The organism is Clostridium sp. KNHs216 (genome assembly GCF_006714885.1).
Taxonomy (GTDB): Bacteria; Bacillota; Clostridia; order Oscillospirales; family Acutalibacteraceae; genus Caproiciproducens.
Genome location: NZ_VFMF01000001.1, coordinates 1,764,397 through 1,786,909, shown reverse-complemented (window position 1 = coordinate 1,786,909; position 22,513 = coordinate 1,764,397). Strand labels below are relative to the sequence as shown.

Annotated in this window: 19 protein-coding genes; 4 read left to right on the top strand and 15 right to left on the bottom strand. The window is 50.9% G+C overall.

Annotated features, from left to right (window positions below; translation table 11 throughout):
- Position 1 precedes the first annotated feature (1 nt).
- The 6 genes from LY85_RS08615 to LY85_RS08590 form a co-directional block, all read right to left on the bottom strand.
- Entirely contained in the window at positions 2–937 is a 936-nt protein-coding gene (locus tag LY85_RS08615) for a thiamine pyrophosphate-dependent enzyme (RefSeq protein ID WP_141826314.1), read from the bottom strand.
- Positions 938–952: 15 nt separating this feature from the next.
- Positions 953–2,131 (bottom strand): pyruvate ferredoxin oxidoreductase, encoded by a 1,179-nt coding sequence (gene porA / locus LY85_RS08610; protein ID WP_141826313.1) that lies wholly within the window; start codon positions 2,129–2,131, stop codon positions 953–955.
- A 16-nt stretch (positions 2,132–2,147) separates the two neighbouring features.
- Positions 2,148–2,459, bottom strand: a complete 312-nt coding sequence (locus tag LY85_RS08605) for a 4Fe-4S dicluster domain-containing protein (RefSeq protein ID WP_141826312.1) — start codon at positions 2,457–2,459, stop codon at positions 2,148–2,150.
- Positions 2,456–3,034, bottom strand: a complete 579-nt coding sequence (locus tag LY85_RS08600; protein WP_141826311.1) for a 2-oxoacid:acceptor oxidoreductase family protein — start codon at positions 3,032–3,034, stop codon at positions 2,456–2,458. Before LY85_RS08600 ends, LY85_RS08605 begins: the two co-directional genes overlap by 4 nt.
- A gap of 83 nt (positions 3,035–3,117) precedes the next feature.
- Complete coding sequence (locus LY85_RS08595; protein WP_141826310.1) at positions 3,118–4,314, bottom strand: PLP-dependent aspartate aminotransferase family protein; 1,197 nt, start codon at positions 4,312–4,314, stop codon at positions 3,118–3,120.
- 57 nt (positions 4,315–4,371) lie between these two features.
- Positions 4,372–5,901 carry a sodium:alanine symporter family protein gene (locus tag LY85_RS08590; RefSeq protein ID WP_141826309.1) on the bottom strand — a complete coding sequence of 510 codons (1,530 nt, stop codon included), beginning with the start codon at positions 5,899–5,901 and terminating at the stop codon, positions 4,372–4,374.
- 605 nt (positions 5,902–6,506) lie between these two features.
- On the opposite strand from LY85_RS08590, the gene LY85_RS08585 reads away from it, so the two are divergent.
- A complete protein-coding gene (locus tag LY85_RS08585; RefSeq protein WP_185741164.1) occupies positions 6,507–7,394 on the top strand; it encodes a helix-turn-helix domain-containing protein in 888 nt (295 codons plus the stop codon).
- A gap of 263 nt (positions 7,395–7,657) precedes the next feature.
- Here LY85_RS08585 and LY85_RS08580 read toward each other — a convergent pair whose 3' ends face one another.
- The 8 genes from LY85_RS08580 to LY85_RS08545 are packed head-to-tail and all read right to left on the bottom strand — an operon-like array spanning position 7,658 to position 16,564.
- On the bottom strand, positions 7,658–8,665 hold the full coding sequence (locus LY85_RS08580; RefSeq protein WP_141826307.1) for an electron transfer flavoprotein subunit alpha/FixB family protein: 1,008 nt from the start codon (positions 8,663–8,665) through the stop codon (positions 7,658–7,660).
- A gap of 20 nt (positions 8,666–8,685) precedes the next feature.
- Positions 8,686–9,486 carry an electron transfer flavoprotein subunit beta/FixA family protein gene (locus LY85_RS08575; protein WP_141826306.1) on the bottom strand — a complete coding sequence of 267 codons (801 nt, stop codon included), beginning with the start codon at positions 9,484–9,486 and terminating at the stop codon, positions 8,686–8,688.
- A 22-nt stretch (positions 9,487–9,508) separates the two neighbouring features.
- On the bottom strand, positions 9,509–10,798 hold the full coding sequence (locus tag LY85_RS08570) for an SLC13 family permease (protein WP_141826305.1): 1,290 nt from the start codon (positions 10,796–10,798) through the stop codon (positions 9,509–9,511).
- A gap of 30 nt (positions 10,799–10,828) precedes the next feature.
- A complete protein-coding gene (locus LY85_RS08565; RefSeq protein WP_141826304.1) occupies positions 10,829–11,797 on the bottom strand; it encodes a nitronate monooxygenase in 969 nt (322 codons plus the stop codon).
- A 21-nt stretch (positions 11,798–11,818) separates the two neighbouring features.
- Positions 11,819–13,285 (bottom strand): SLC13 family permease, encoded by a 1,467-nt coding sequence (locus tag LY85_RS08560; RefSeq protein WP_141826303.1) that lies wholly within the window; start codon positions 13,283–13,285, stop codon positions 11,819–11,821.
- A gap of 59 nt (positions 13,286–13,344) precedes the next feature.
- Positions 13,345–14,493, bottom strand: a complete 1,149-nt coding sequence (locus tag LY85_RS08555; protein ID WP_141826302.1) for an acyl-CoA dehydrogenase family protein — start codon at positions 14,491–14,493, stop codon at positions 13,345–13,347.
- Between the two features lie 15 nt (positions 14,494–14,508).
- A complete protein-coding gene (locus LY85_RS08550; protein ID WP_141826301.1) occupies positions 14,509–15,711 on the bottom strand; it encodes a CaiB/BaiF CoA-transferase family protein in 1,203 nt (400 codons plus the stop codon).
- 52 nt (positions 15,712–15,763) lie between these two features.
- Positions 15,764–16,564, bottom strand: coding sequence for an enoyl-CoA hydratase-related protein (locus LY85_RS08545; RefSeq protein WP_141826300.1), 801 nt, complete (start codon positions 16,562–16,564; stop codon positions 15,764–15,766).
- Positions 16,565–16,794: 230 nt separating this feature from the next.
- Between LY85_RS08545 and LY85_RS08540 the strand changes: the two genes are divergently transcribed.
- Entirely contained in the window at positions 16,795–17,700 is a 906-nt protein-coding gene (locus tag LY85_RS08540) for a LysR family transcriptional regulator (RefSeq protein ID WP_141826299.1), read from the top strand.
- Between the two features lie 187 nt (positions 17,701–17,887).
- On the opposite strand, the gene LY85_RS08535 is transcribed toward LY85_RS08540, so the two are convergent.
- Positions 17,888–19,600, bottom strand: a complete 1,713-nt coding sequence (locus tag LY85_RS08535) for a methyl-accepting chemotaxis protein (RefSeq protein WP_141826298.1) — start codon at positions 19,598–19,600, stop codon at positions 17,888–17,890.
- 216 nt (positions 19,601–19,816) lie between these two features.
- Between LY85_RS08535 and LY85_RS08530 the strand changes: the two genes are divergently transcribed.
- Both LY85_RS08530 and LY85_RS08525 read left to right on the top strand, forming a co-directional pair.
- Positions 19,817–20,893, top strand: a complete 1,077-nt coding sequence (locus tag LY85_RS08530; protein WP_141826297.1) for a substrate-binding domain-containing protein — start codon at positions 19,817–19,819, stop codon at positions 20,891–20,893.
- A gap of 88 nt (positions 20,894–20,981) precedes the next feature.
- On the top strand, positions 20,982–22,511 hold the full coding sequence (locus tag LY85_RS08525) for an ATP-binding cassette domain-containing protein (protein ID WP_038325808.1): 1,530 nt from the start codon (positions 20,982–20,984) through the stop codon (positions 22,509–22,511).
- Positions 22,512–22,513: the final 2 nt, after the last annotated feature.

Below are 22,513 nucleotides of genomic sequence, written 5' to 3'. Positions count from 1 at the left end.
ATTACAGTTCATTGCACTTGATCAGCAGTTCTTTCCAGTTGCGGTCTACTTCCTGTTGGGCCTGTTCCAGCATCCACTCGTTTCCGGGCTTGAACATGTGACGGAAACGGCCCTGCATTTTCAGATACTCGATTACCGGCAGTTTGTTCTTCGGCTTGTAATTCAAAATATATTTACCGTCCGCGACCTCGTACAGCGGCCACACGCAGCTCTCCACGGCGGCCTTGGTGACCTGAATCAACTGCTCGGAGGGATAGCGCCAGCCCCGGGGGCAGGGAGCAAGGATGTTCAGAAAGGCCGGACCTTCGGTGTAGATGGCCTTGTGAGCCTTGGTACCGATGTCGGAGAAATTGCCGAGAAAGGTGGTTTGGGCCACATACGGAATGTCGTGGGCCGCCATGATCTTCGTCAGATCCTTCTTTCGCTGGGTCTTGCCGGGAACCACAGCGCCGACCGGCGTAGTGGTGGTGTCGGCAAAATGGGGCGTAGAGGAGGAGCGCTGGATACCGGTGTTCATGTACGCCTCGTTGTCGTAACAGACATAAACCATGTCGTGGCCTCGCTCCATGGCGCCGGACAGGGACTGAAAGCCGATGTCGTAGGTGCCGCCGTCCCCGCCGAAGGCGATGAACTTATAGGTATCGTCCAGCCCGCCCCTCTTTTTCAGAGCACGGTACGCCGTCTCCACACCGGAGATCGTAGCTCCCGCATTCTCGAATGCGTTGTGGATGAAGCTGTCTTTCCAGGAGGTGTAGGGGTACATGAAGGTGGATACCTCCAGACAGGATGTGGCGGAGCACACCACCGCCCTGTCCTCCGGATTCAGTGCCCGGAGGACGGCGCGGATTGCAATGGGGGAGCCGCAGCCGGCGCACATCCGGTGCCCGCCGGCAATACGGTCCTCCCGCATAAGATTTTCTTTCAGACTATAGCTCATAATGACTGTTCCTCCTTATTCCCGCACGTCCAGATAGCGGTAGGTCTCGCCCGTTTCGCCCGTGGCGGCGATCTGCTCCAGCTCTGCGAACACGCGGCGGATGCTCTCCAGACGCACGTCGCGGCCGCCCAGACCGTAGATATAGTTGATCGCCTTGGGAGCGGTCTCGCCCGCCGCATACAGCGCCGCCGCAATCTCCGCAAACATCGGGCCGCAGTGGGCGTTGAAGCTGTCGTCCTTATCCATGGCCGCAAAGGCCTTTACGTTTTTAAGTGCTTCCACCAGTTCCTCTGCCGGGAAGGGGCGGAAGGAGCGTATCTTCACCAGGCCCGCCTTTTTACCCTCGGCCCTCAGCTCATCCACGGCGGCCTTAGCCGTACCGGCGGAGGAACCCATAATGACGACGGCTTCCTCGGCATCGTCCATCCGGTACCGCTCGATCAGGCCGTAGGACCGGCCGGTCATCGCGCCGAATTCCTCGCCGACCCTGCGAATGACCTCCTTGGCGTCAATCATGGCCTGAGCCTGCTGGCGCTTGCACTCCATGTAGTAGCAGGGCATGCCGAACGCGCCCACGGACATGGGATTCTCCCGGCCCAGAAGGGCATTGTCCGGATGGTATTCGCCGACAAACTTCCTGACCTTGTCGTCCTCCGCCAGTTCAATGTTCTCAATGGCATGGGAGGTAATAAAGCCGTCCTGACAGATCATGACGGGCAGGCTGACGGCCTCGCCGATCCTCATGGCCTGAAGATAGTTGTCGTAGGCTTCCTGATTGGTTTCCGCGAAGAGCTGGATCCAGCCCGCGTCGCGCACGCCCATGGCGTCGGAATGGTCGTTGTTGATGTTGATGGGGCCGGACAGCGCCCGGGTCGACACCGCTAACGTAATGGGCAGGCGGTCCGAGGCCGCCACGTACAGCATTTCGGTCATATAGACCAGACCGCAGGAGGACGTGGCGCTGATGGCACGAACACCCGCCGCCTGTGCGCCGATGCAGGTGGACATGGCGCTGTGTTCGCTTTCCACGGGGATGAACTCCGTATCCACCTCGCCGTTATCCACATAAGTAGAAAAATATTGGGGGATCTCGGTGGACGGGGTGATCGGGAACGCCCCCATCACATCGGGATTGATCTGTTTCATAGCATAGGCAATTGCTTCGTTGCCTGAAAGTCTTTCTCTGATTCCCATTGTGCGCTCTCCTTTCTTATTTCTCCTCCGGGATCATTTCAATTGCTCCAAACGGACATACCGCCGCGCAGATGCCGCAGCCCTTGCAGAAGAAGTAATTGAAACCGCCCCGCTTGCCGTCCTTATCCATCGGAATGGACAAGTCGGGGCATACCGGTACACACAGCAGGCATTGTTTACACTTGTCTTCGTGCAGCACCGGGCGCATGGTCCGCCATTCGCCCGTGGCCACCGTGTCGGATGTGCCGCCCTCGTAGATGTTGCAGCCCGGAGTAATATCCCTCCAGCTGATGGTTTCGCTGATCTCTGCCGCCTTTTTGTAGTTCATCCTATCTGCACCTCCTCCATGGAGCGTATCAGGGCTTTGATATTGCCCTCGATTACTTGGGGCCTGCTGGCGAACTTGTGCCGGAAGGAGCCCTCCATGTCCTGAATGAATTCCTTCTCCGGCACCACGCCGCTGATCTTTACGATAGCACCCAGCATCGGTGTGTTGGGGAAATTTTTCCCCAGTGTCTCCACGCTGATTTTGCCTGCGTCGATGGTACAGACCTTCCCTTGGTAGCCTTTTAGCCTGGAGCGCAGTTCCTCTGGCTTTTTCGTACTGTTGATGACGATGGCCCCGTCGGCCTTCAGTCCCGCCGTCACGTCCACGGAGGAAAGCAGTGTCTCATCCACCACCACCACGTAGTCCGGCTCATAGATGTTGGAGTGCACGGTGCAGCGTTCCGTGCTGATCCGATCGTACGCGGTGATGGGCGCGCCCATACGCTCCGGGCCGTATTCCGGAAAGCCCTGCACATACTTGCCCGTATTGAAGGCAGCGTCCGCCAGCAGCAGCGACGCCGTTTTCGCGCCCTGTCCGCCGCGCCCATGCCAGCGGATTTCCACCATATCTTTCATTTGTCTCATTCTCCTTTTGAATTAACATGGGGGAACGCACAGTACTGTGCGTTCCCCCAAAATCGTTCGAATCACAGTTTCGCTTACTGATAGGCCGCTTCTATTGCCTGCAGAAAATCGCCAACCAGGTCGTCGGTGTTTTCAATGCCGCAGGAGATACGCAGCAGGCCGTCGGTGATCCCCATTTTGAGCCGTTCCTCCCGGGGCACATCGTAGTGGGAGCTCATAGGAGGGTAGGACAGGGAAGTGCGGTAGCCGCCCAGCGTCATGGCGTAGTGGGCAAAGTGCAGGCCGCGCATGAAGGTATTCATCTTTTCCCGGCTTTCGGGGAACTCCACGCTCAGCATTCCGCCGCAGTATTTGCCGAATTGCTTTACGGCGATGTCGTGCTGAGGATGATTCATCAGGCTGGGATGGTGGACCTTCAGAACGTACGGGCTTTTGTCCAGCGCCGCTGCAAGGGCCGCTGCGTTTTCGGACTGCCGCTTAATCCGCAGATCCAGAGTGCGGATGCCCCGCTGGACCAGCCAGGAGGTGAACGGGTCGGACTGGGTGCCCAGCAGGACCTGAAGCTCATAGCACTTGGCAATCAGCTCCCTGCCGCCGGTCACTGCGCCGCAGACGGCGTCGCTGTGTCCGTTGGCGAACTTGGTCAGGCTGTTGACTACCAGGTCGGCTCCCAGGTCGAGGGGCCTTGCCAGCGCGCCGGTCATGAAGGTGTTGTCCACCACAAACCGGGCGTTGTGGGCATGGGCAATATCCGCCACGGCCCGCAGGTCGGGAACGGCGATCATGGGATTGGAGACCGTCTCCGTATACAGAAGGGCGGTGTTGGGACGGAGATTTGCTTTGATTTCGTCCAGATTTGTAAAGTCGATGAATGTGGTCTCCACGCCATAATTACCGAGAATCTTGGTGAAGATCTCCAGAGACTCGCCGTAGAGCGTCCGGTCGGAGAGAATATGGTCTCCCTTCTTCGTCAGCGCGATCGCCGCCGTAGAGATGGCGCCCATGCCGGAGCTGCAGCAAATGGAGTCCTCACCGTGCTCAATGAAGGTTATCAGCTCCGCAAGGGCGGAACGGTTCGGATTACGGTTGCGGTTATAGCAGAAGCCCTTTTCGTCGTACCGATTCTGCAGGTCGTCCAGATCCTCCACGTTAAACGCGGTGGTCATGAAAATCGGAAGCGCCTCGGGATTTGTCACCGGATACCGGGTATAGGCTCCCTTGGCGAGTATATCGGTGGAAAAAGTGAACTCTTTTTCGGTTTCCTTAAACATGATAGATTGTTGTCTCCTTTTTATAAAGCCGGCGAGGTCCGCCGTTTTCGCCGGGAATTACGAGGCCGATTTACCGGACTTGGCATAAGCCTCGCTGGTGATGCGGCGGGCCTCCTCGCGGATGGCTTCCTCCTCTGCCGCCACCTTGGGATCATCCTCGTAGAACAGGTTGAAGTCAGGATCAACCTTACCTGAACCCAGATAGCGGGCCTTGTAATCCTTCAGCAGTGTCCAGAACTTTTTGCGCAGGCAGATCAGCCCCAGCAGGTTCCCAAACACAGGAATGACCAGAGTGAGGTCCACAATGGTCCAGAACAAATCGGGGCCATTGCCTGTGAGTACTATGGAGGTCACGATAACGATGTTGGGCAGCGGGAAGAGAAACTTGAAAATCTTAATGACCCGGTCGCGGAGGACGGGATGATACCGCAGACCGTGGTTGATGATCGATATGTAATAAGTAAACCATCCGCTGGTGGTGGTAATGCCGAACATAACGCACATTAGGCCGATGAAAATAGGTCCGACGATGCCGAAGTTGTGCTCGAACGCGGCGATAGTCAGCGTGGCGCCGGTTTTTCCGGTGCCCAAAACGCCGGTGACCAGAATAGACAGGGCCGTGATGGAGCAGACAATAAAGGTGTCTACAAACACTTCAAAGCAGCCCCACAGGCCCTGACGAACGGGATGGACGGTGTTGGAGGTGCTGTGAATCTGGGGGGAAGAGCCCTGCCCGGCCTCGTTGGAGTTCAGCCCGCGGGCGACGCCGTTGCGCATGGCTACCACAATGGTGGCGCCGCCGAAGCCGCCCAGCGCGGCGGAGCCGTGGAACGCGTCGTGGAAGATGGAATAGAACACGCCGGGCAGGTTCCGGTAGTTGAGCGCCATCAGAAGGACGCCGCCTAGAAGGAAGGCCGTGCATTTGAACGGAACCAGTTTTTTGGCCACCGCTCCCACGCGGGGAACGCCTTTGTAAATAATGTAAAACACAAATATGGAATAAATCACTGTGACGGCAATCATATTGAAACCGAAAGTGGTATTCAGAACTTCGGAAATAGTGTATGCCTGAGAACCGCCCAGGAACTGTGCCACAAATCCGATGCCGAACAGCCAGGCCAGAGCGAAGCCGTATTTATGCCCCTGCTCTCTTCCGATGCCCTTTTCCATGTAGTAGGTAGCACCGCCAAAGTATTCCCCTTTTTCGTTCTTGTTCCGGTAGTGGCAGCCCAGGGTGATCTCCACCATCTTGACCATCATGGCCACCAGACCGAACACCCACATCCAGAACACGGCGCCGGGGCCGCCCACCGCCACCGCGGTGGCGATACCGCCGATGCAGCCGCAGCCCACGCTGCCGCCGATCGCAATGCAGATCGCCTCGAACGGAGTGGTCTGTCCGGCCTTTTTGTTATGAGTTTCCTTGCTGGTAAGACTGCCCAGAGTGTGGTGCAGCATATGGCGGAAATGCGCAATCGGAAAGAAACCGGAACGCACCAGAAAATACAGACCTACGCCGATGACAAACAGAGTAAACGGCGCGCCCCACAAGAAGCTGTCCAAGTTTGTAAGGACACTGTTCAACATATTGTAATTCCCCCTCAGTTTTTCTCTACGGATTTAGAAAATGCCTAACTCACCAAACGAGTGCGGGAATGGGCTGCAACCAAAACGCTGATAGGGAGCGCATACAACCCGCTTCCTTTTTTATCCCCAATCGAGCTGCCTTTCTCCATGCTCCTCACGGGAGAATACGCTGGATGAGGGAATAGATACTTTCTCTGTTCCGGCCGGGAACAAATCGGAAAATTGAATTTCCATTGCTAATTGTAAAGTCTATAGCGGCCTTAGAGTCAAGGCTGATACGAATTTTCTACATTTCATGGGGATTCAGAGGATTGAAATTGTGTAAAATGCTGATTTTTTGCAAAGAATAGTTCACTGAAGGCATATAAATGCAGTTGAAAACGTGCTGTCTGTCAATAAATTTGTCCGTTCAGAATAAAGACGGTGGAAAAACTGTTTACGGCTGCAGAGTCGAAAGTGTGATTTCCCAAGGATTATGATATAATGATCGCAATCGGTCATGGCGCGGGGTTTGACAAGTGTGTCTGGTATGACAGTTGGGGAGTATGACCGCCCTTCTCCCATTGTCTGTGCCGGACCCGAAAAAGCGGAGGAGACAAGCAAATATGGATAAGGAAAATCTGTACTCCATTGGCGAAGTCGCGGGGATTCTCGGAATTTCCGTGCAGTCGCTGCGGTACTACAGCAATATCGGGCTGCTGGAGCCGGCTTATACCAACCCGGAAACGGGATATCGTTACTACTCCTATATCCAGCTCTCCCTCATCGACCGCATCCGCTATCTGGAGACAATCGGGCTGTCGCTGAAGGAGATCAAGGATGCCTTTTCCGCAGGAAACGGCAAGGCGCTGCTGCCTTATCTGGAAAAGCAGCTCAGGGAAAAGCTGGCTGAGCAACAGAAAATGCAGGAGACTGTAGATATTCTGAAATGGTACATTAACTTTTTCCGCTATTCGGACAGACAGCAGTTTCAGGCCGTTCCCTATAAGCAGATGATCGGGGAGCGCTACATGCTGGCGGTTTCCAGCCTGCCGGAAGAGCGAAATATTCAAAACTCCAACCAGCCTTCAAAGGCATCCTTGCTACTGCGAAGCCTGAAAGCCGACAAGAAATTCAAGGATGTTGCTTTCTTGCGGCAGAACGGCAATATCATTTCCTTTCAGAGCATGTTGGAGAAGAAGTGGGAATCGCAGAAGTATTTTGTGTATCTCAAGGGCGACCCGGGATTTGAGGACCCCAATATCCTTCGGATCCCCGCCGGCGAATACCTGTGCTTTCAGGGCCGCCCTCTGGTCAACGACTGGGATACTACCTATATCCAAAAGCTTTTTGAGACGGTTCCGGAAAGCGAGCTCCCCACTCTTGTAATCGCCAACGAGTACGAGGAGGACTTCACCAGCTTTATGGAATCCCTTTATGAAATTCAAATCCTGATCTGGCAATCGGACTACCAGTCTAAGGAGGAGCTCTTCTTCCATAAATTCCCGATCTGACCGGACTCAAGCCGCTTCCCCGGTAATTTGCGGCAGTGAACCTGCGAAAACTGCCATCGTATTTCACTGGAAAGAAAAATTGTCTTTATCATAGAAAAAGGCAAGCGGACTTCTGGATGTTTTTGCTTTCTTATGCACCTAATGTTTTATTTAGATAAGTTATGAGAACGAGCTTTATCTATAAAGCAGAAAACCAGCATATCATTCAATCTGAATGATATGCTGGTTTTTAGACATTTTACTTGGCAGTACCCATAAAAAACTTATGCTTTCCGCTTCTTGATTTCGGCCGTCAGAATGGGGAGGACCTCATTCAGATTGCCCACGACACCGTAATCGGCCACAGAGAAAATAGGCGCATCCGGGTCCTTGTTAATGGCGATAATGACATCGGAACCGCTCATGCCTGCCAGATGCTGGATCGCGCCGGAAATTCCGCAGGCGACATACACCTTTGGAGCAACGGTCTTTCCCGTTTGTCCTACCTGATGGGAGTGGGGAATCCATCCCGCGTCAACTGCGGCACGGGAGGCTCCGACCGTAGCTCCCAATGCGTCAGCCAGTTCACGGACAGGAGCAAAGCCTTCCGGCCCGCCCAGCCCGCGACCGCCGGAGACGATGATCTCGGCGCCCTCCAGATCTACCAGCGCGCCGCCGGCTTCTTTGATATCTTCCAACAGTTCCGTACGGATTCGCTCGGCGGAAACATGAATGTCTTCCCGGATCACTTCGACGGAACGTCCGGTTTCCGCCTCCGGTTTTTTAAACACGCCGGGGCGTACGGTACCGATCTGCGGACGATGGTCGGAACAGAGGATGGTGGCCATCAGATTTCCGCCGAAAGCGGGGCGGGTCCAGGCGACATTTCCGCTCGCCTCGTCAATGTCCAGTGCGGTACAGTCGGCTATCAGGCCGGTCTTCAGCCGACAGGACAGACGGGGGCCCATATCGCGTCCAACACAGGTCGCTCCAATCAAAACAGCCGTAGGGCCATATTTTTCCACCAGTATGTAAAAAGCGTCGGTATAGGCATCGGTCGTATATCGGCGGAACTCGGGACCGTCCACCGCTATAATCCTGTCGGCGCCGTGAGCCGCCGCGGACTTAACCGCTTCATCGACCCGACTGCCGATCACCACTCCCACCAGCTCACCGTCCTGTGCGGCAGCAAGCTTACGGCCCGGGGCTAAAAGCTCCAGCCCAACGTTCCGGGCCTTCCCTTCCTCGTCTGTCTCAATAAATACCCATAAATCCTTATTCTTGACTTCCAATGATGCGTTCCTCCCTATTCTTAGATAATGTGGGCACCGCTGAGCATCCGGCACAGCTGCAGTGCCGACGCTTCATCCGATTCTTCCTGAATCTTCACACCACACGACTTGCACGGAGGCGTAAAGCTTTTTACAACTTTGGTGGGTGAGCCTTTCAGACCGACTCTCGCCAGGTCAATTGTAAAATCCGCGGAAGTCAGAGTAGGGATATCCGCGCGATTTGCCGCCATCTTGGTCTTTACAGAAGGGTATCGGGGTTCAAAAGAAGGCTTGGTCACGGTAATTACACAAGGCATTTTCACCCAGATCATATGAAATCCTTCTTCCGCCTCCTGTTTTACCCTGACCCTGCTTTCTTCTACAACGGCTTCCACTGCACACGTAACCTGAGGATAATCCAGATGTTCCGCGATTTCGGGACCAACCTGAGCGGTGTCTCCATCTATTGCCTGCTTCCCGCAGAAGATAATATCAAATTTTCCTTCCAGTTCCTCTACCCTGGCAATTGCCCTGGACAGAATATAACTGGTAGCAAGCGTATCGGAACCGCCGAACACACGGTCGCTTACCAGATAAGCCTTGTTCCCGCCAACCGCAAGACACTCTTTCAGAGCGGCTTTGGCCTGTTCAGGGCCCATAGACAGCACGACGATCTTGCTGTCCGGATTCACATCCTTAATCCGGGCAGCGATTTCCAGAGCATATGCGTCAAAGGGATTCACAATGCTGGGAACGCCGCTGCGAATCAGCGTATTCGTAACAGGATCGATTTTGATCTCCGTTGTATCCGGAACCTGTTTTACACAGACTAAAATATTCATATGAGTAGTCACCCTTTCATGTTCATGCGAAATATGGAAAAAACAGCGGCACTGTTAATATGATGAGTATGCCTATCAAAACAGACAGCAGTATATTTGCCTTGAAATAATCAGCAAACGAATATCCCGCCACCATCGAAATCCCTATTTGCGCGCTTGCAATGGGAGTACACATGGCAAGGCTGCACGCATAGCAGACCGCCAAACCGAACGGCAGCGGACTGAAGCCAAAATGCGAGCATAAGGATAAAACCGGTGTCAGCACAATAATGACTGCCGTGGAACTGCTGATAAAATTACTTACCAGCATAGACAATATTACCGCCGCGATCATCAGTGTTTGCGGTGCGAAGGATTCTCCCAAAACAGAAACCAGGCCACTGGCGATCAGCTTGTCGCAGCCGCTCTGGCTGATCCCGGTCGCTAACCCCAGACAGCCGGACAAGCGAATCAGAACGACCCAATCCATATTTTTAATCACCGATTTTTCTGTTGTACAGCGTGTTATAATACACAGCAGTGCGCCGATCACAGAAGCTACTCCGATCGACACGGCTTCCGTAACGAACAGCACGCATACGAAAAGCAGAATGACGAGCATCACGTATTGCTTGCCCGGATGGGTTCCCGCAGGCAGCTGCTCCTGGCGGGCAGAGAAATCATCCAGTTCTTCGTGATCCGCCTTGTCTTCGTCCGGCCACTTTTTGATACTTGCCGGATACCAGATCAGTTCCACATACAATAGGAAAGCGGCAGTCAGGATCAATCCTACAGGCAAATAATCGAACACACGGTATTCTATATTGTAAGTGCCTTTTACCAATGCCTGTACGGCAAGCTGAGGCGTAGACCCCATCAATGTCCAGACACCGCCAAATGTTGAGCTCATCACAATAGGCATGCACAAACGCTTCATGTGCATATTGGGGGATGTTTTGACCATCGTATTGATGATCGCCATAAACATGGCAATCACCATGATATTGGACAGGAAGGAAGCCAACGCGGCTGAAATGACAATGCTTACTGCCAGGAATTTTCGTTCGCTGTTTATTCCGGATTTAATGATCCATTTACTGACTGTGTTGGCGGCGCCGGTATCAAATAAGGCGTCGCCAACGACCAGCATTCCGGCAACCATCAGCGTTATATCGCTGGAAAATCCGGAAAAAGCCTGGGCAGGCGTACAAACTCCTGTCACAACCAACAGTGCACATCCCAAAACCGCTGTTGCAGCACTGGGGATCCAATCGGTCAAAAACAAAAGAATGCAACCTGCAAGAATGACCAATGCAATTGTCGCTGGACTCATAGCATAATTGCCTCTTTATCGTTTAATTCATTATTTCAAGATGCTTTGCATACGGCTGAGAATCTTTTCACTGCCGTTTACGATCTCGTCGAATACTTCCTGTACGGTTTTTACGTCATGAATAATTCCGCTGCACTCGCCGATGGGGAACAGACAGCCTTCTACATTGCCGTCTTCATAGCAGGCGCGTTGAATTTTCCCGCTGATAACCGTCAGCAATTCATCGATTCCTGCCCCTCGATTTTCCATTTCCAGGGTCCTGGCGGAGGCCTCGTTCTTACTGACGCGGTTCGCGTTGCGCAAAGATTTCTGAACCAGCATGGTTCCGTTTTCCTCTGTTTCAATCAGGCGCTGTTTGAAATTTTCATGGATCGGGCATTCTTTGGTGGCGACAAAACGCGTGCCCATTACCACTCCTTCCGCACCCAGCGCCAGTGCGGCCATGAAGCCCCTGCTGTCGGCGATGCCGCCGCCGGAAATCACCGGAAGCTTTAATTCCTCGACCGCCTTGGGAATAAGAGCCATAGTGGAAACATCATCCATACCCGGGTGACCGGCGCACTCAAAGCCCACGATCGTAACCGCGTCCACGCCCGCGCGTTCAACGGTCTTCGCGTAGCGCACCGCCGGGACCTTGTGCATGATTTTGATTCCGTGATCATGACAGGCCTGTACATACTCCGCCGGATTGCGGCCGGACGTCTCGATAATCGGTACCCCGGCCTCAAAAGCAGCGGCGAAATAATTGTCGGTATTGTCTTTATAGTCTTTGTGCGGCAGCATGGAAATGTTCACCGCAAACGGCTTGTCCGTTAATGTTTTTGTCTTGCGGATCTCTTCTGCAAGGCCTTCTTTATCCTGAAAACGTGTGGCGTTTATAATACCAAGGCCTCCCGCGTTGGAAACCGCCGCCGCAAATTCCGCGGTGGCAAGCCACTGCATCCCTCCCTGAATAATGGGATATTGAATGCCGAACAATTCAGTAATACGAGTATTCATAAAGAAATCAATCCTTTCCATTTAGAAAACCAAACAACCGACGCTGTAGCCGACTGTAACAAGCGCAATAAATGCCGCAATCATGGGAACCCAGCCGTACCTGACCATAAACGAACCTTCCACGTCTCCGCTTCCACAGACAAAGGAGGTCGTAGTCGTGCAGCCCGGAGTCCACATTGCATAGTGAATCGCGCAGATCATGACAACGCCAAGAGCCGGTCCGTTGACCCCGGGGATCAGAAGAGTAAGAGGCGCGGCCACTTTGAAAAGAACCATTGCGATACTGTTTGAAACAAAGTTTGTCGCGAGCAGCGCGATGCCGATGCAGACAACAACAAACAGGGCCGCAGGCATCCCCTGAACGACAGGGCCGAACACACTCTGCATCCATGCGGTGATGCCAAGCTTTTCATCCGCAAAAACAGTACCGAGCAGACGGACGGTACCAATCATCATACAGCTCTGCCACGCTATCTTTTTAGTCATTGTGTTAAAGTTCATGAGAGGTTTGCCATCGACGGGAACAACACACAGCACACAAACGCACAGCAGAATCGGTATTGCCGAACCCAGACCGCTGCAGAAAGCGCCTATTGTATTGTAAAGCAGGGGAATCGGCTGGGTAATATCGCCTGCGACCCAGCAGAGCACGACCGCCGCAAAGCATCCGCCGGCAAACTTTTCGGCTTTGGACATTTTCGTCATGCTGCCTTTCAGCTCATCCATGTCCAAATTGACTAATCTGGAGGCATCCATTTTATAAATCATCTTCATAATGAGTATAAGCAGGGCAATCCATACGATACCAATCGAACAGCCGATAATCGCGGACTGTGCAATGCTGATTTTAATACCGAAGGCTTCGGAAACCCACCCCATGCCGGTAATGAAGTTGCCGTGACCGATCGCGGTCATACCGTTGCCCGCAATCGTGATCCATGCAATACAGCAGAACAGGAACTGGGAAAACCGTTCCTTGCGGTCATAGCCGCAGGTATCCAGAATTTCTTTTGCCAAGGCCAGAAACATAACACAGGTCGCGGAAGAGGTCATAAACAGCCCCAACGCGAACATTGCCGTAAAAAACATGGAAATAATCAGGTAAGGCCTGCCCCTGGTAAATTTACGCGTAATGAACCAGACTGCGATACGCCGCGACAATCCGGTCTCGGAAAGGACGGCATTTACCATCATACAGCCCATTAGGAACGAGAACATCCAGTCGCCGAACGAGCCTTTGATGGCCTGTGCAGGCGTCATGTATTTGGTCATACCAAGTAAACAGACTGTAAGTATCGACGTCCAGCCGGTGCCAACGAAAATCCAGAGATAAAGCGCCATAATAAAAATACCGATGATTTCAATGCCATCTGCGGTAATAGGCGCCGGCGCCGGAACCAGAAACTTGAAAATCAGCCAAATGGCTAAAGCGAAAAGAACATGGAACACATTTTTCTGAGAAGATTTTGCGTTAACTGCGTTTGCCATATAATTTACGAACCCTCTCTCACTATATTGTTTTGGGGGGATTTATCAGACATTGCCGCTTAGTCCTTGCAGATGTCGCTGTTGATAATAACGCGCTGGATCTGGTTGGTGCCCTCGAAAATCTGGTAAATTTTTGCATCACGGAAGCGCTTTTCAACCGGATACTCTCTGCTGTAGCCATAACCGCCGAGTACCTGGACCGCGTTCGTGCAGACGTTCATCCCTACGTCGGCCGCAAAACACTTTGCTGCCGAAAACAGTTTACGGTCAACGACACCGGCATCTGCACAGCGGCAGGCATGCCAGACCATTTGTCTTGCCGCTTCCAGCTGCGTGTACATATCGGCCAGCATAAAACCGACACCCTGAAATTTGCAGATTGGTTTTCCGCCAAACGAAGTGCGTACTTTTGCGTAGTCTACCGCGCATTCATAAGCATACTGCGCATTGCCGATCGCGCCCGCACCCGCCGTGGGCCGCGTCCTGTTCAGGCTGCGGTTCATGATCGCCATCCCTTCGCACTCCGCACCGATCAAATTGGCTTTCGGCACGCGGCAGTCTTCAAAAATGATGTCCGTCGTGGCGGAAGTACGATAGCCCAGTTTATCCTCATGCTTTCCGACAGAAACACCGGCCGATTTCGTTTCTACCAGGAAGCAGGAGATCCCCTTGTTCCCCAGGCTGCGGTCTTTGGTCGCAAATACCAGCAGCAAATCGGCGACGCCGCCGTTCGAGATAAAGCATTTACGGCCGTTCATTACAAAGCTGTCCCCATCGTCTACATAAGTAGTACGCATGGATGCCGAATCCGAACCGGAGTCCGGCTCGGTAAGGCAGAACGCCATGACGCCGCCGTTGTTCAGACATTCCGCAACCAGATTTTTATGGTAATCGGTACCCGACAGCAATGCCGGCAGGCTGCCCATAAAGCACCCGGCGATCGCACCGGCAAAACCGGCGTCTCCGCGCGCGATTTCTTCTTTTAGCAGCGAATATGTAAAAATATCCAGTCCCATACCGCCATACTGTTCCGGCAAGGTCATCGTGGTAAGGCCCATATCAAACGCCTTGCGATAAAGCTCGTGCGGAAATTCACCGGCGATATCCAGGTCTTTGACACCCGGAATGATTTCTTTATCGGCAAATTCCCGGACCATCAGCCGCAGCTCCTGCTGTTCATCGGTCAGAAGATTGTAACTCGTTTTCATTTCAGCACCTCTTGTTTATTTTTGTTTTGCCCAACGGCTTTCCATTTCGTCTATTTTTTCTTTTGATAAGCCGATCCCGCTGAGGACTTCATGGTTGTATTCGCCCAGCTCACTTGCGCGCCTCATCACCGCGGGCGTTTTGGAATATTTGATCCAAGGACCGCGTGCTTTATAACTGTCCGTGTTTTTCATGCTGGGCATTGCTTCAATGTCGACAATTCCGCCGTGTGCAAGCAGCTGCGGGTCTTGTGCGACTTCACGGGTCGAGTTGATTTTACTTGCAACCAGCCCGAATTTCTCGACGGTCTTTACCGCATCGTCGATATTGTCGAAGGTTTTAAGCCAATCTTCAATAGCGGCAGCGATCTGGAGTTTATTTTCAATGCGGCTGTTTCCCGTTTTATATTGCGGATCATCAACCATTTCAGGCTTTTTAAGTACCTCGTTGCATAAAATCTCCCAATGCTTATCAGTGAATGCCGCCAAAACGATGCACTGGCCGTTTTTTCCTTCGAATATGCCATAAGGCGCCAGACTGATATGATGGCGGCCCTGCCTTTGGGGGTCACGCCCCATCAACGCGTGGTCGACATACAGGTTCATGCTTGAAACGCACTCCAGCATGGAAACATCCAGATACTGGCCCTCGCCGGTTTTCAGCTTGTGATACAGCGCCGCGGCTATGGCGGCGAAAGCATCCTTGGAAGACACCATGTCCGCCAGCACAATGCCGATCTTGGTGGGCATTCCGCCCGGTTCCCCGGTCAGGTCCATTATGCCGCTCCTCGCCTGCACAACGATATCAAATCCGGGCCGATACGCGTCCGGTCCATACTGACCAAATGCGGAAATAGAGCAATAAACTATGCCCGGGGCAAATTCTTTTACCTTGTCATAGCTGATGCCGAACTTTTCCATTACGCCGGGGCGGAAGTTTTCGACAAGAACGTCGGCTGTTTTAATCAGCTCTTTGATGGCCGCAACGCCTTCAGGATCTTTCATATTAATAGTGACCGACTTTTTACCGCGATTGTTCCAGAGATAAGTAAGCGCCTGCCCATCCAAACGCGGATACAAATTTCTTGTTGCTTCGCCGGTTACCGGCGGTTCGATTTTAATTACCTCAGCCCCCAGATCGGCAAGTGTGCTCGTACAAGCCGGACCGGATACGTGCGCAGTAAAATCGATAACACGGACGCCGTCAAAAATTCCTGCCATACTATCTTCTCCTTTTTCTTTCAGCTGTATTTCCTAAATATTGCGGACAATATCAGTCTCCCTTAAACTTTGGCCTGCGCTTTTCAAAGAATGCATAAACAGATTCTTTGTGGTCGTTTGTACGCTCACAGATGGTTTGGAACTCAACTTCCATTTCCGTGCCTTCCTCAAAAGCGTGATATACTGAGCGATTAACCATCTCTTTGATATATCCGTACGCTTTGGTCGGCCCGTTGGCATATTTTTCAATATACTGTGACAATCGCTCCCCGATCTGCTCCTGGGGAACCGCTTCGGTAACAAGTCCCCACGCGGCGGCATCCCGGCCCGAAAATCGCCTGCCCGACATCAAAATATCCTTTGCACGCACCGTTCCCACCGCACGCGTAACCAAATAGGTTGCGCCGGAATCCGGGACGTAGCCGATGTTTACAAATGCGAACACCATCTTGGCATCCTCCGTAACGATTTGAAAATCGCAGGACAGCGCCATGCAGAGACCGGAACCCGCTGCAGCTCCTTCCACAACGGCCACCGTAGGTTTCTTCAGATTCAGCAATTTGAGATTCAGTTCCCCTCCCAGACGGCAGCTTTCCCAGGTACCGTATTCGCCGCGGTCCAGTCGTTCCTTCATTGCGTTCATATCGCCGCCGGCACTGAAGACGCCTCCCGCGCCGCGGAGCACCACCATGCGGATCTCATCGTTCTTTTCACAGTAAGCAAGAGCATCCATTAGCTCTAATTTTACCGGATTGCCAATCGGATTTCTGATTTGCGGCTGGTTGAGCGTGATAAACCCTACTGCATTTTTTACATCCAACAGGATGTATTTGTATTCCATACTAGAATTCATTGCTGCCTTTTTTCCTTCCTGCTCTTTTGTAGTTTAAATCATTGAAATATCTCTTGGAAGACGGAAAAATTCAAGAATGTTTGTTTAATTTGATCATAACACACTGCTAAATTTGATATTCATTAATCATTTTATAACACATTGTCCATTTTTTATCAATTCAGATTGTGCTATAATCTATTCCATAAATGAATACAAATTCTGTTTTGTACGATTAGGAGAGATGTTTTATGACTTTTGAACAACTGCAATATTTTATTTCTGTAGCAACCTACGAAAGTTTTTCTGAAGCCGCTGCGCATAACAATATTTCCCAGTCTTCCATTTCAAAACATATTGCCTCCATCGAAAAAGAAATAGGCTCCGCTTTATTTGACCGCAGCCGGCGGCGCATTACTTTAACTCCGGTTGGCGTTATCTTTCTGGAATACGCACAGAAATTGGTTTCTATTTACGAAAAATTACAGAATAACATAAAGGTCTGCGCCTATGAGAACGGACAGGTTCTGACCGTCGGCATGCATTGTCTGGCCATGCACTACGACGCATTGCCCGCGATTGTTGAATTCAAGAACCAATATCCGAATCTCAACTTGCGTACAAAACATCTTCCAAACTGGAACATCTGGGATACTCTGGAAAGCCATGAGTGCAATTTTGGCATTTTATATGATGACGGGATCGATTTAAGCAAATATCAGATGCTTACATTAGCGGAAGATCATCTCGTTTTTGTGGTACCGAATTCACACCCGCTGGCTTCCAGAGAAAAAGTATCGATTCTGGAACTTAAAAGCTACCCAATGGCTTTTTCCCGTTCCCGTACACAAATGTTCCGTATCGCGGACAATGCCTGTTACCGATTCGGCTTTGAACCACAAATTTCCGTTCAGGAATCTTTTCCGGAGCCCCTTCTCTCTCTGCTCAGTATTCAGGGGCTCGGCATGCTTTTTCTCGATCATGCGCTGCGGTACTATAATCTGGAGAATCTGAAAGTGATTCCTCTCGAAGAAGAAATTAAAGTCCCCCTGGTGCTGACCCGGCAGGCGAAAATGCCAATGAATGCGACTGAAAAAATGTTCTATCATTTTATGGAGACCTATTCGGCAATCCATACCGACGACCAACACTTTTAACATAGTCTGTTGCCTAGTAAAGTGAACTGCCGCCGTATCCTTAGGTATGGATATCAGCCCCCTGCATTGAATTTTTCAGCAATTAGCTTTTTAGATAAAAATACGAAGGTGTGCCGCAATAAACGGCACACCTTCGTGTTTTTAAATGGACATCTTCTTTTTATGAGGAATCGTTATTTCTGCGGCGTCACTCCAGGATCGGATGATCGATATCCACAGTGATCTTTTTAAGCTTGAATTTTCCGACTTCTTTCCTGAGCCTGTCGGCCTGTGCGGACAATTCTTCGCTTGCCGCCGCACTTTCCTCAGCCGTGGCAGAGTTGGTCTGAACTACGGAAGACACCTGATCCACCCCCAGTATGATCTGCCGGACCGCGGCAGCCTGGTCGTCGGAAGCCTGATTGATTTTTTCGATGGTTTGACCCACAAGTTCCACTTCGGCAGCAATTTCATTTAATTCTTTCGCGGTGAGATCGGCAATTTGCGAGCCCCGTCTCACACTTTGTATGGAGCTTTCAATCAACTCCGTCGTCTGCTTTGCCGCATCCGCCGATTTGCTGGCTAGATTCCGTACCTCATCCGCTACCACGGCAAACCCTTTACCTGCGCTCCCTGCCCTTGCGGCTTCCACGGCCGCGTTTAAAGCGAGAATGTTGGTTTGAAAGGCGATATCATCTATTACTTTAATGATTTTTCCAATTTCATTGGACGAGGTGTTGATTTCCTGCATCGAAGAAAGCATTTGTTTCATCTGAATGGTACCTTGTTCAACTTTTCGGGAGGTTTCTTTTACATAGCTTGATACAAGCCCGACGTGTTCCGCATTTTGCCGAACTTTTTCGGACACTCCATTGCCGGATGAGGCAAGCTCTTCGACGGAACTCGCCTGCTCTGCGGCGCCCTGGGCCAGTACCTGGGCTCCATTGGAAACCTGCTCCGCTCCACTGCCAACCTGCTGCGAGGACTGTTCGATTGAGGAAAGGGTCTCATTTAAACTGTCGGCTATTTTGAGCAGGGCCTGCCTGATCGGAATAAAGTCCCCGTTATACTGCTGCGTAATCCCGCCCGTCATATCGCCTTGCGCCATTGCTCCTAAATTGACGGAAATATCGTGAACGTACATTTTCAGTATTGCCGCGGCAGATTGAAGCGAGGCTGCAAGGGAACCGATCTCATCTTCGGAAACATAGGTGATATCGATATCCAGATTTCCGTCAGCAAGTTTTTTGGCCGCTTCGGCCATTTGATTAATCGGTTTGCTCAATGTGTCTGCCATCCGGATTCCCCAGCAGATCGAAGCAGTGATTCCTAAAACAATCATGATGGTCAGGATAATCAGCATGGCGTTGGCCAAATGGTTGTTGGAATCATTGATGGCTTTCGCCTCGGTTACCTGATTTTGCATACACAGGGTATAATTATCGATTACTTTTGAGTTAATCGTGTTAAACGTATCCAGATTTTTCATTGCGTTGGAGGTGTTGCCCTTCCTGGCCTCTTTTATCGTGTCATTCAGTGCCGGCAGAAACTGTTCGTCATACATTTGCATTGTTTCAGTAAACAATGCCCTGGTTTTGGCTGCGGATATGGTGCTTTCATATTGCTTTACATCCAGAGCATAGGCCTCTTCGTATTTCTTCGTTTCTTCTTCAATTGTCTTCATCTTTTCCAAGTCATTGCAATAAATGATGTAATCCCTGGCTTGTCCTTTTAAGCGGTCCAGATGAAGCACAATGTCGGAGATGACCAACAGAGGCACCGTTTGTTTTTCATATAATTTCGTATTGGATTCTTTCATGCGCATCATACTGTAGATCCCAGCCGCCCCGATTATCGCTGTAATCAAAGAAATAGCTAAAAAAGAGAAAATAAGCTTCTGGGCAATTTTTAAATTTTTCATATCCTTGCCTCTTCCCTGAAATGATTCCTCACCTGAATGAAGTCAAATGTAGTATCGGCAGATATGTCAATTTATTTAGATACTTTTGCGAAAAGTTATTGACAAATATTATTTTGTATGATTAAATAATGAATAAATTAGACAGATAAATATTGTTTCATCCATGAAATTACAGATTATCTGTCTATTTATTAACAAATTTGGGAGGTAAAGGTAATGAAAAGAATTTTAGCGATTTTTGTGGCACTGACTTTGGTTTTTGCCATGGCAGCGTGTTCCGGTCAGTCGTCGACGTCCAGTAAGTCGGATGCGGCATCGGAAGGAGCGCCGTCGGCCGGTACATCGGATTCATCCGTTTCCCCTAAAGGTGATGATGGGAAGATCACCATTGGGTATTCGCTGAAAACCGTGCAGGAAGAGCGGTGGCAGCGCGAGCTGAATGGCTGTAAAGAGGCAGCGTCGAAGCTCGGAGTTAATTTTGTCTATCAGGTGGCCAACGGGGATGCTCAGACACAGATTTCTCAGATTGAAAATCTGATGACACAGGGCATCGACGTGCTGATGGTTACTGCTGTCGACGCGGGAGCGCTGTCCAACGTACTTGAGACAGCGAAAAACCAGGGGATTAAGGTTCTTATTTATGACCAGCAGCTTACCAACTCCTACGGGGATGCGTTTGTAGGATATGATGATTTCAGCAACGGCTCCCTCATTGCCCAGGTGCTGGATACGCTGAAGGTGAGCGGAAATGTGGTCCTTCTCAACGGGGACAAGACCTCCGGTATCGAAAGCGTTATTGAAGGAGAAAAATCCGTTTTGAGCAAGCTGGACGTGAAGATCGTAATGGAGCAGTACTGCCAGAACTGGGCGGCGGAGAACAGTCTGGGCTACGCGCAGAATGCACTTTCTCAGTATAAGAACAATATCGCGGCCTTCGTCTGCATGAACGACGGTATCGCTTCCGGAGCGATCCAGGCCCTGACGGATGCAGGCATAGCCGGTAAAGTAGTGGTGACCGGAATGGACTGCGAACTGACTGCCGTACAGAGAATTGCAAAGGGGACTCAGACTTCCACTCTGTATAAAGACAGTGCGGCGCTTTCCCAGGCCGCCATTGAAACCGCAGTTAAGCTGGCAAAAGGCGAGAAAATCTCCGATTCTAAAACAATTAATTTCGGAGTTGACGATATGCCGCATGTCGTTGTAAATTCCGTCGTTATTACGAAAGACAACATAGACAGCGCTTTGGTCGATAAGGGTGTTTACACGAAAGAAGAAGTTTATGGGAAGTAATTCTTTGCGTTTCCGTTAGGCACCGGGCAACTTTTAGGTGAATTGGGGCAAGCCCTTTCTTGCCCCAATTTCGGGAAAGGAGCAGACAATGAAAGACTATATTCTGCAGATGAAAAACATAACAAAACTGTTTCCCGGAGTGAAAGCCCTGAGTGATGTGACATTTAATGTTATGCGCGGCGAAATCCATGCACTGGTGGGCGAGAACGGCGCCGGAAAGTCTACACTGATGAAAATCCTGAGCGGTGTTTATCCCAAGGGCGAGTACGTCGGGGAAATGATTGTAGACGGACAGAAACAGGAATACGGCTCTATTAAGGACAGCGAAAAAGCAGGAATAGCGATTATTTATCAGGAACTTGGTCTGGTGAACACCATGACCGTGTGCGAAAACATCTTTCTGGGAAACGAAATCGTTAAAAATGGAAAAATCGATTGGGACACACAGAATAAAAAAAGCATTGAACTGCTGAAGATGCTCCATCTGAACGAGAGCCCTAATACGGTTGTCGAACAGCTTGGAACCGGAAAACAGCAGCTGATTGAAATTGCGAAAGCACTGAATAAAAATGTAAAGATTCTGATATTGGATGAGCCGACCTCTTCCCTCACAGAGGCGGACAGTGAGAATCTGCTGGAATTACTGAGACAGCTGAAAGCTTCTGGAATTACCTGTATTTATATCTCTCATAAGCTGAATGAGGTGCTGGAAATTTCAGATACGATAACCGTCCTGAGAGACGGGCAAACCATTGTAACCAAACCGACAAGTGATATGAATGAAACATCGCTGATTACCTATATGGTCGGGAGAAACATGGATGAGTGTTATCCCAAGGCCAAGCATGAAGCGGGTGAAGTCATATTTGAAGTAAAGGACTGGACCGTCCCGAAGAAAAAGAATCCCGGTCAGTATATGCTTAATCATGTTAATTTCAAAGTGCGCAGGGGAGAGATCGTAGGAGTCGCAGGGCTTGTGGGAGCAGGGCGGACCGAATTTGCCATGAGCCTTTTTGGAGCACTCGGTGAAAAAGCCACCGAAGGTGAAATCTACCTGAACGGCCAGAAAAGAAAGCCATTCAAGAATCCGAGAGAGGCAATCAATTCCGGCGTTATGTATTTGTCGGAAGACAGAAAAAGATACGGTCTGGTGTTATCTTCCGATCTCCGGACCAATATCACAATGGCGAGTCTGGACAAGATTTCCCGGATGGGTGTCATTGATTTAGATCAGGAGACAGAGAAAGTCGGGAAAGGCATTAAGGAGTTGAATGTAAAAACTCCGTCCATGCTTCAGCTGGCGAAAAACCTAAGCGGCGGAAATCAGCAGAAGGTAGTTATCATCAAGGCGCTTTTGACCGAACCGGCTATTTTATTCCTGGACGAGCCGACGAGGGGAATTGACGTAGGAGCAAAATACGAAATCTATCAACTGATGAACATGTTGGTGGATCAGGGAATCAGTATTGTGATGATTTCCTCAGAACTGCCTGAAGTCATTAGCATGAGCGATCGGGTTTACGTAATGTCTGAAGGAAAAATGCAGGCGGAGCTGGACAGTGAGGCGGACAACATCTGTCAGGAAAAAATCCTTTACTATGCAGCGGGAGGAAAATAAAT

Excerpts from the sequence above, each read along its gene's own strand:
- LY85_RS08545 (WP_141826300.1), bottom strand. The coding sequence starts at position 16,564 with ATGAATTCTAGTATGGAATACAAATACATCCTGTTGGATGTAAAAAAT.
- LY85_RS08615 (WP_141826314.1), bottom strand. The coding sequence starts at position 937 with ATGAGCTATAGTCTGAAAGAAAATCTTATGCGGGAGGACCGTATTGCC.
- LY85_RS08595 (WP_141826310.1), bottom strand. The coding sequence starts at position 4,314 with ATGTTTAAGGAAACCGAAAAAGAGTTCACTTTTTCCACCGATATACTC.
- LY85_RS08585 (WP_185741164.1), top strand. The coding sequence starts at position 6,507 with ATGGATAAGGAAAATCTGTACTCCATTGGCGAAGTCGCGGGGATTCTC.
- LY85_RS08565 (WP_141826304.1), bottom strand. The coding sequence starts at position 11,797 with ATGAATACTCGTATTACTGAATTGTTCGGCATTCAATATCCCATTATT.
- porA (WP_141826313.1), bottom strand. The coding sequence starts at position 2,131 with ATGGGAATCAGAGAAAGACTTTCAGGCAACGAAGCAATTGCCTATGCT.
- LY85_RS08550 (WP_141826301.1), bottom strand. The coding sequence starts at position 15,711 with ATGGCAGGAATTTTTGACGGCGTCCGTGTTATCGATTTTACTGCGCAC.
- LY85_RS08600 (WP_141826311.1), bottom strand. The coding sequence starts at position 3,034 with ATGAAAGATATGGTGGAAATCCGCTGGCATGGGCGCGGCGGACAGGGC.
- LY85_RS08530 (WP_141826297.1), top strand. The coding sequence starts at position 19,817 with ATGAAAAGAATTTTAGCGATTTTTGTGGCACTGACTTTGGTTTTTGCC.
- LY85_RS08605 (WP_141826312.1), bottom strand. The coding sequence starts at position 2,459 with ATGAACTACAAAAAGGCGGCAGAGATCAGCGAAACCATCAGCTGGAGG.
- LY85_RS08540 (WP_141826299.1), top strand. The coding sequence starts at position 16,795 with ATGACTTTTGAACAACTGCAATATTTTATTTCTGTAGCAACCTACGAA.
- LY85_RS08575 (WP_141826306.1), bottom strand. The coding sequence starts at position 9,486 with ATGAATATTTTAGTCTGTGTAAAACAGGTTCCGGATACAACGGAGATC.
- LY85_RS08525 (WP_038325808.1), top strand. The coding sequence starts at position 20,982 with ATGAAAGACTATATTCTGCAGATGAAAAACATAACAAAACTGTTTCCC.
- LY85_RS08535 (WP_141826298.1), bottom strand. The coding sequence starts at position 19,600 with ATGAAAAATTTAAAAATTGCCCAGAAGCTTATTTTCTCTTTTTTAGCT.
- LY85_RS08560 (WP_141826303.1), bottom strand. The coding sequence starts at position 13,285 with ATGGCAAACGCAGTTAACGCAAAATCTTCTCAGAAAAATGTGTTCCAT.
- LY85_RS08590 (WP_141826309.1), bottom strand. The coding sequence starts at position 5,901 with ATGTTGAACAGTGTCCTTACAAACTTGGACAGCTTCTTGTGGGGCGCG.
- LY85_RS08555 (WP_141826302.1), bottom strand. The coding sequence starts at position 14,493 with ATGAAAACGAGTTACAATCTTCTGACCGATGAACAGCAGGAGCTGCGG.
- LY85_RS08570 (WP_141826305.1), bottom strand. The coding sequence starts at position 10,798 with ATGAGTCCAGCGACAATTGCATTGGTCATTCTTGCAGGTTGCATTCTT.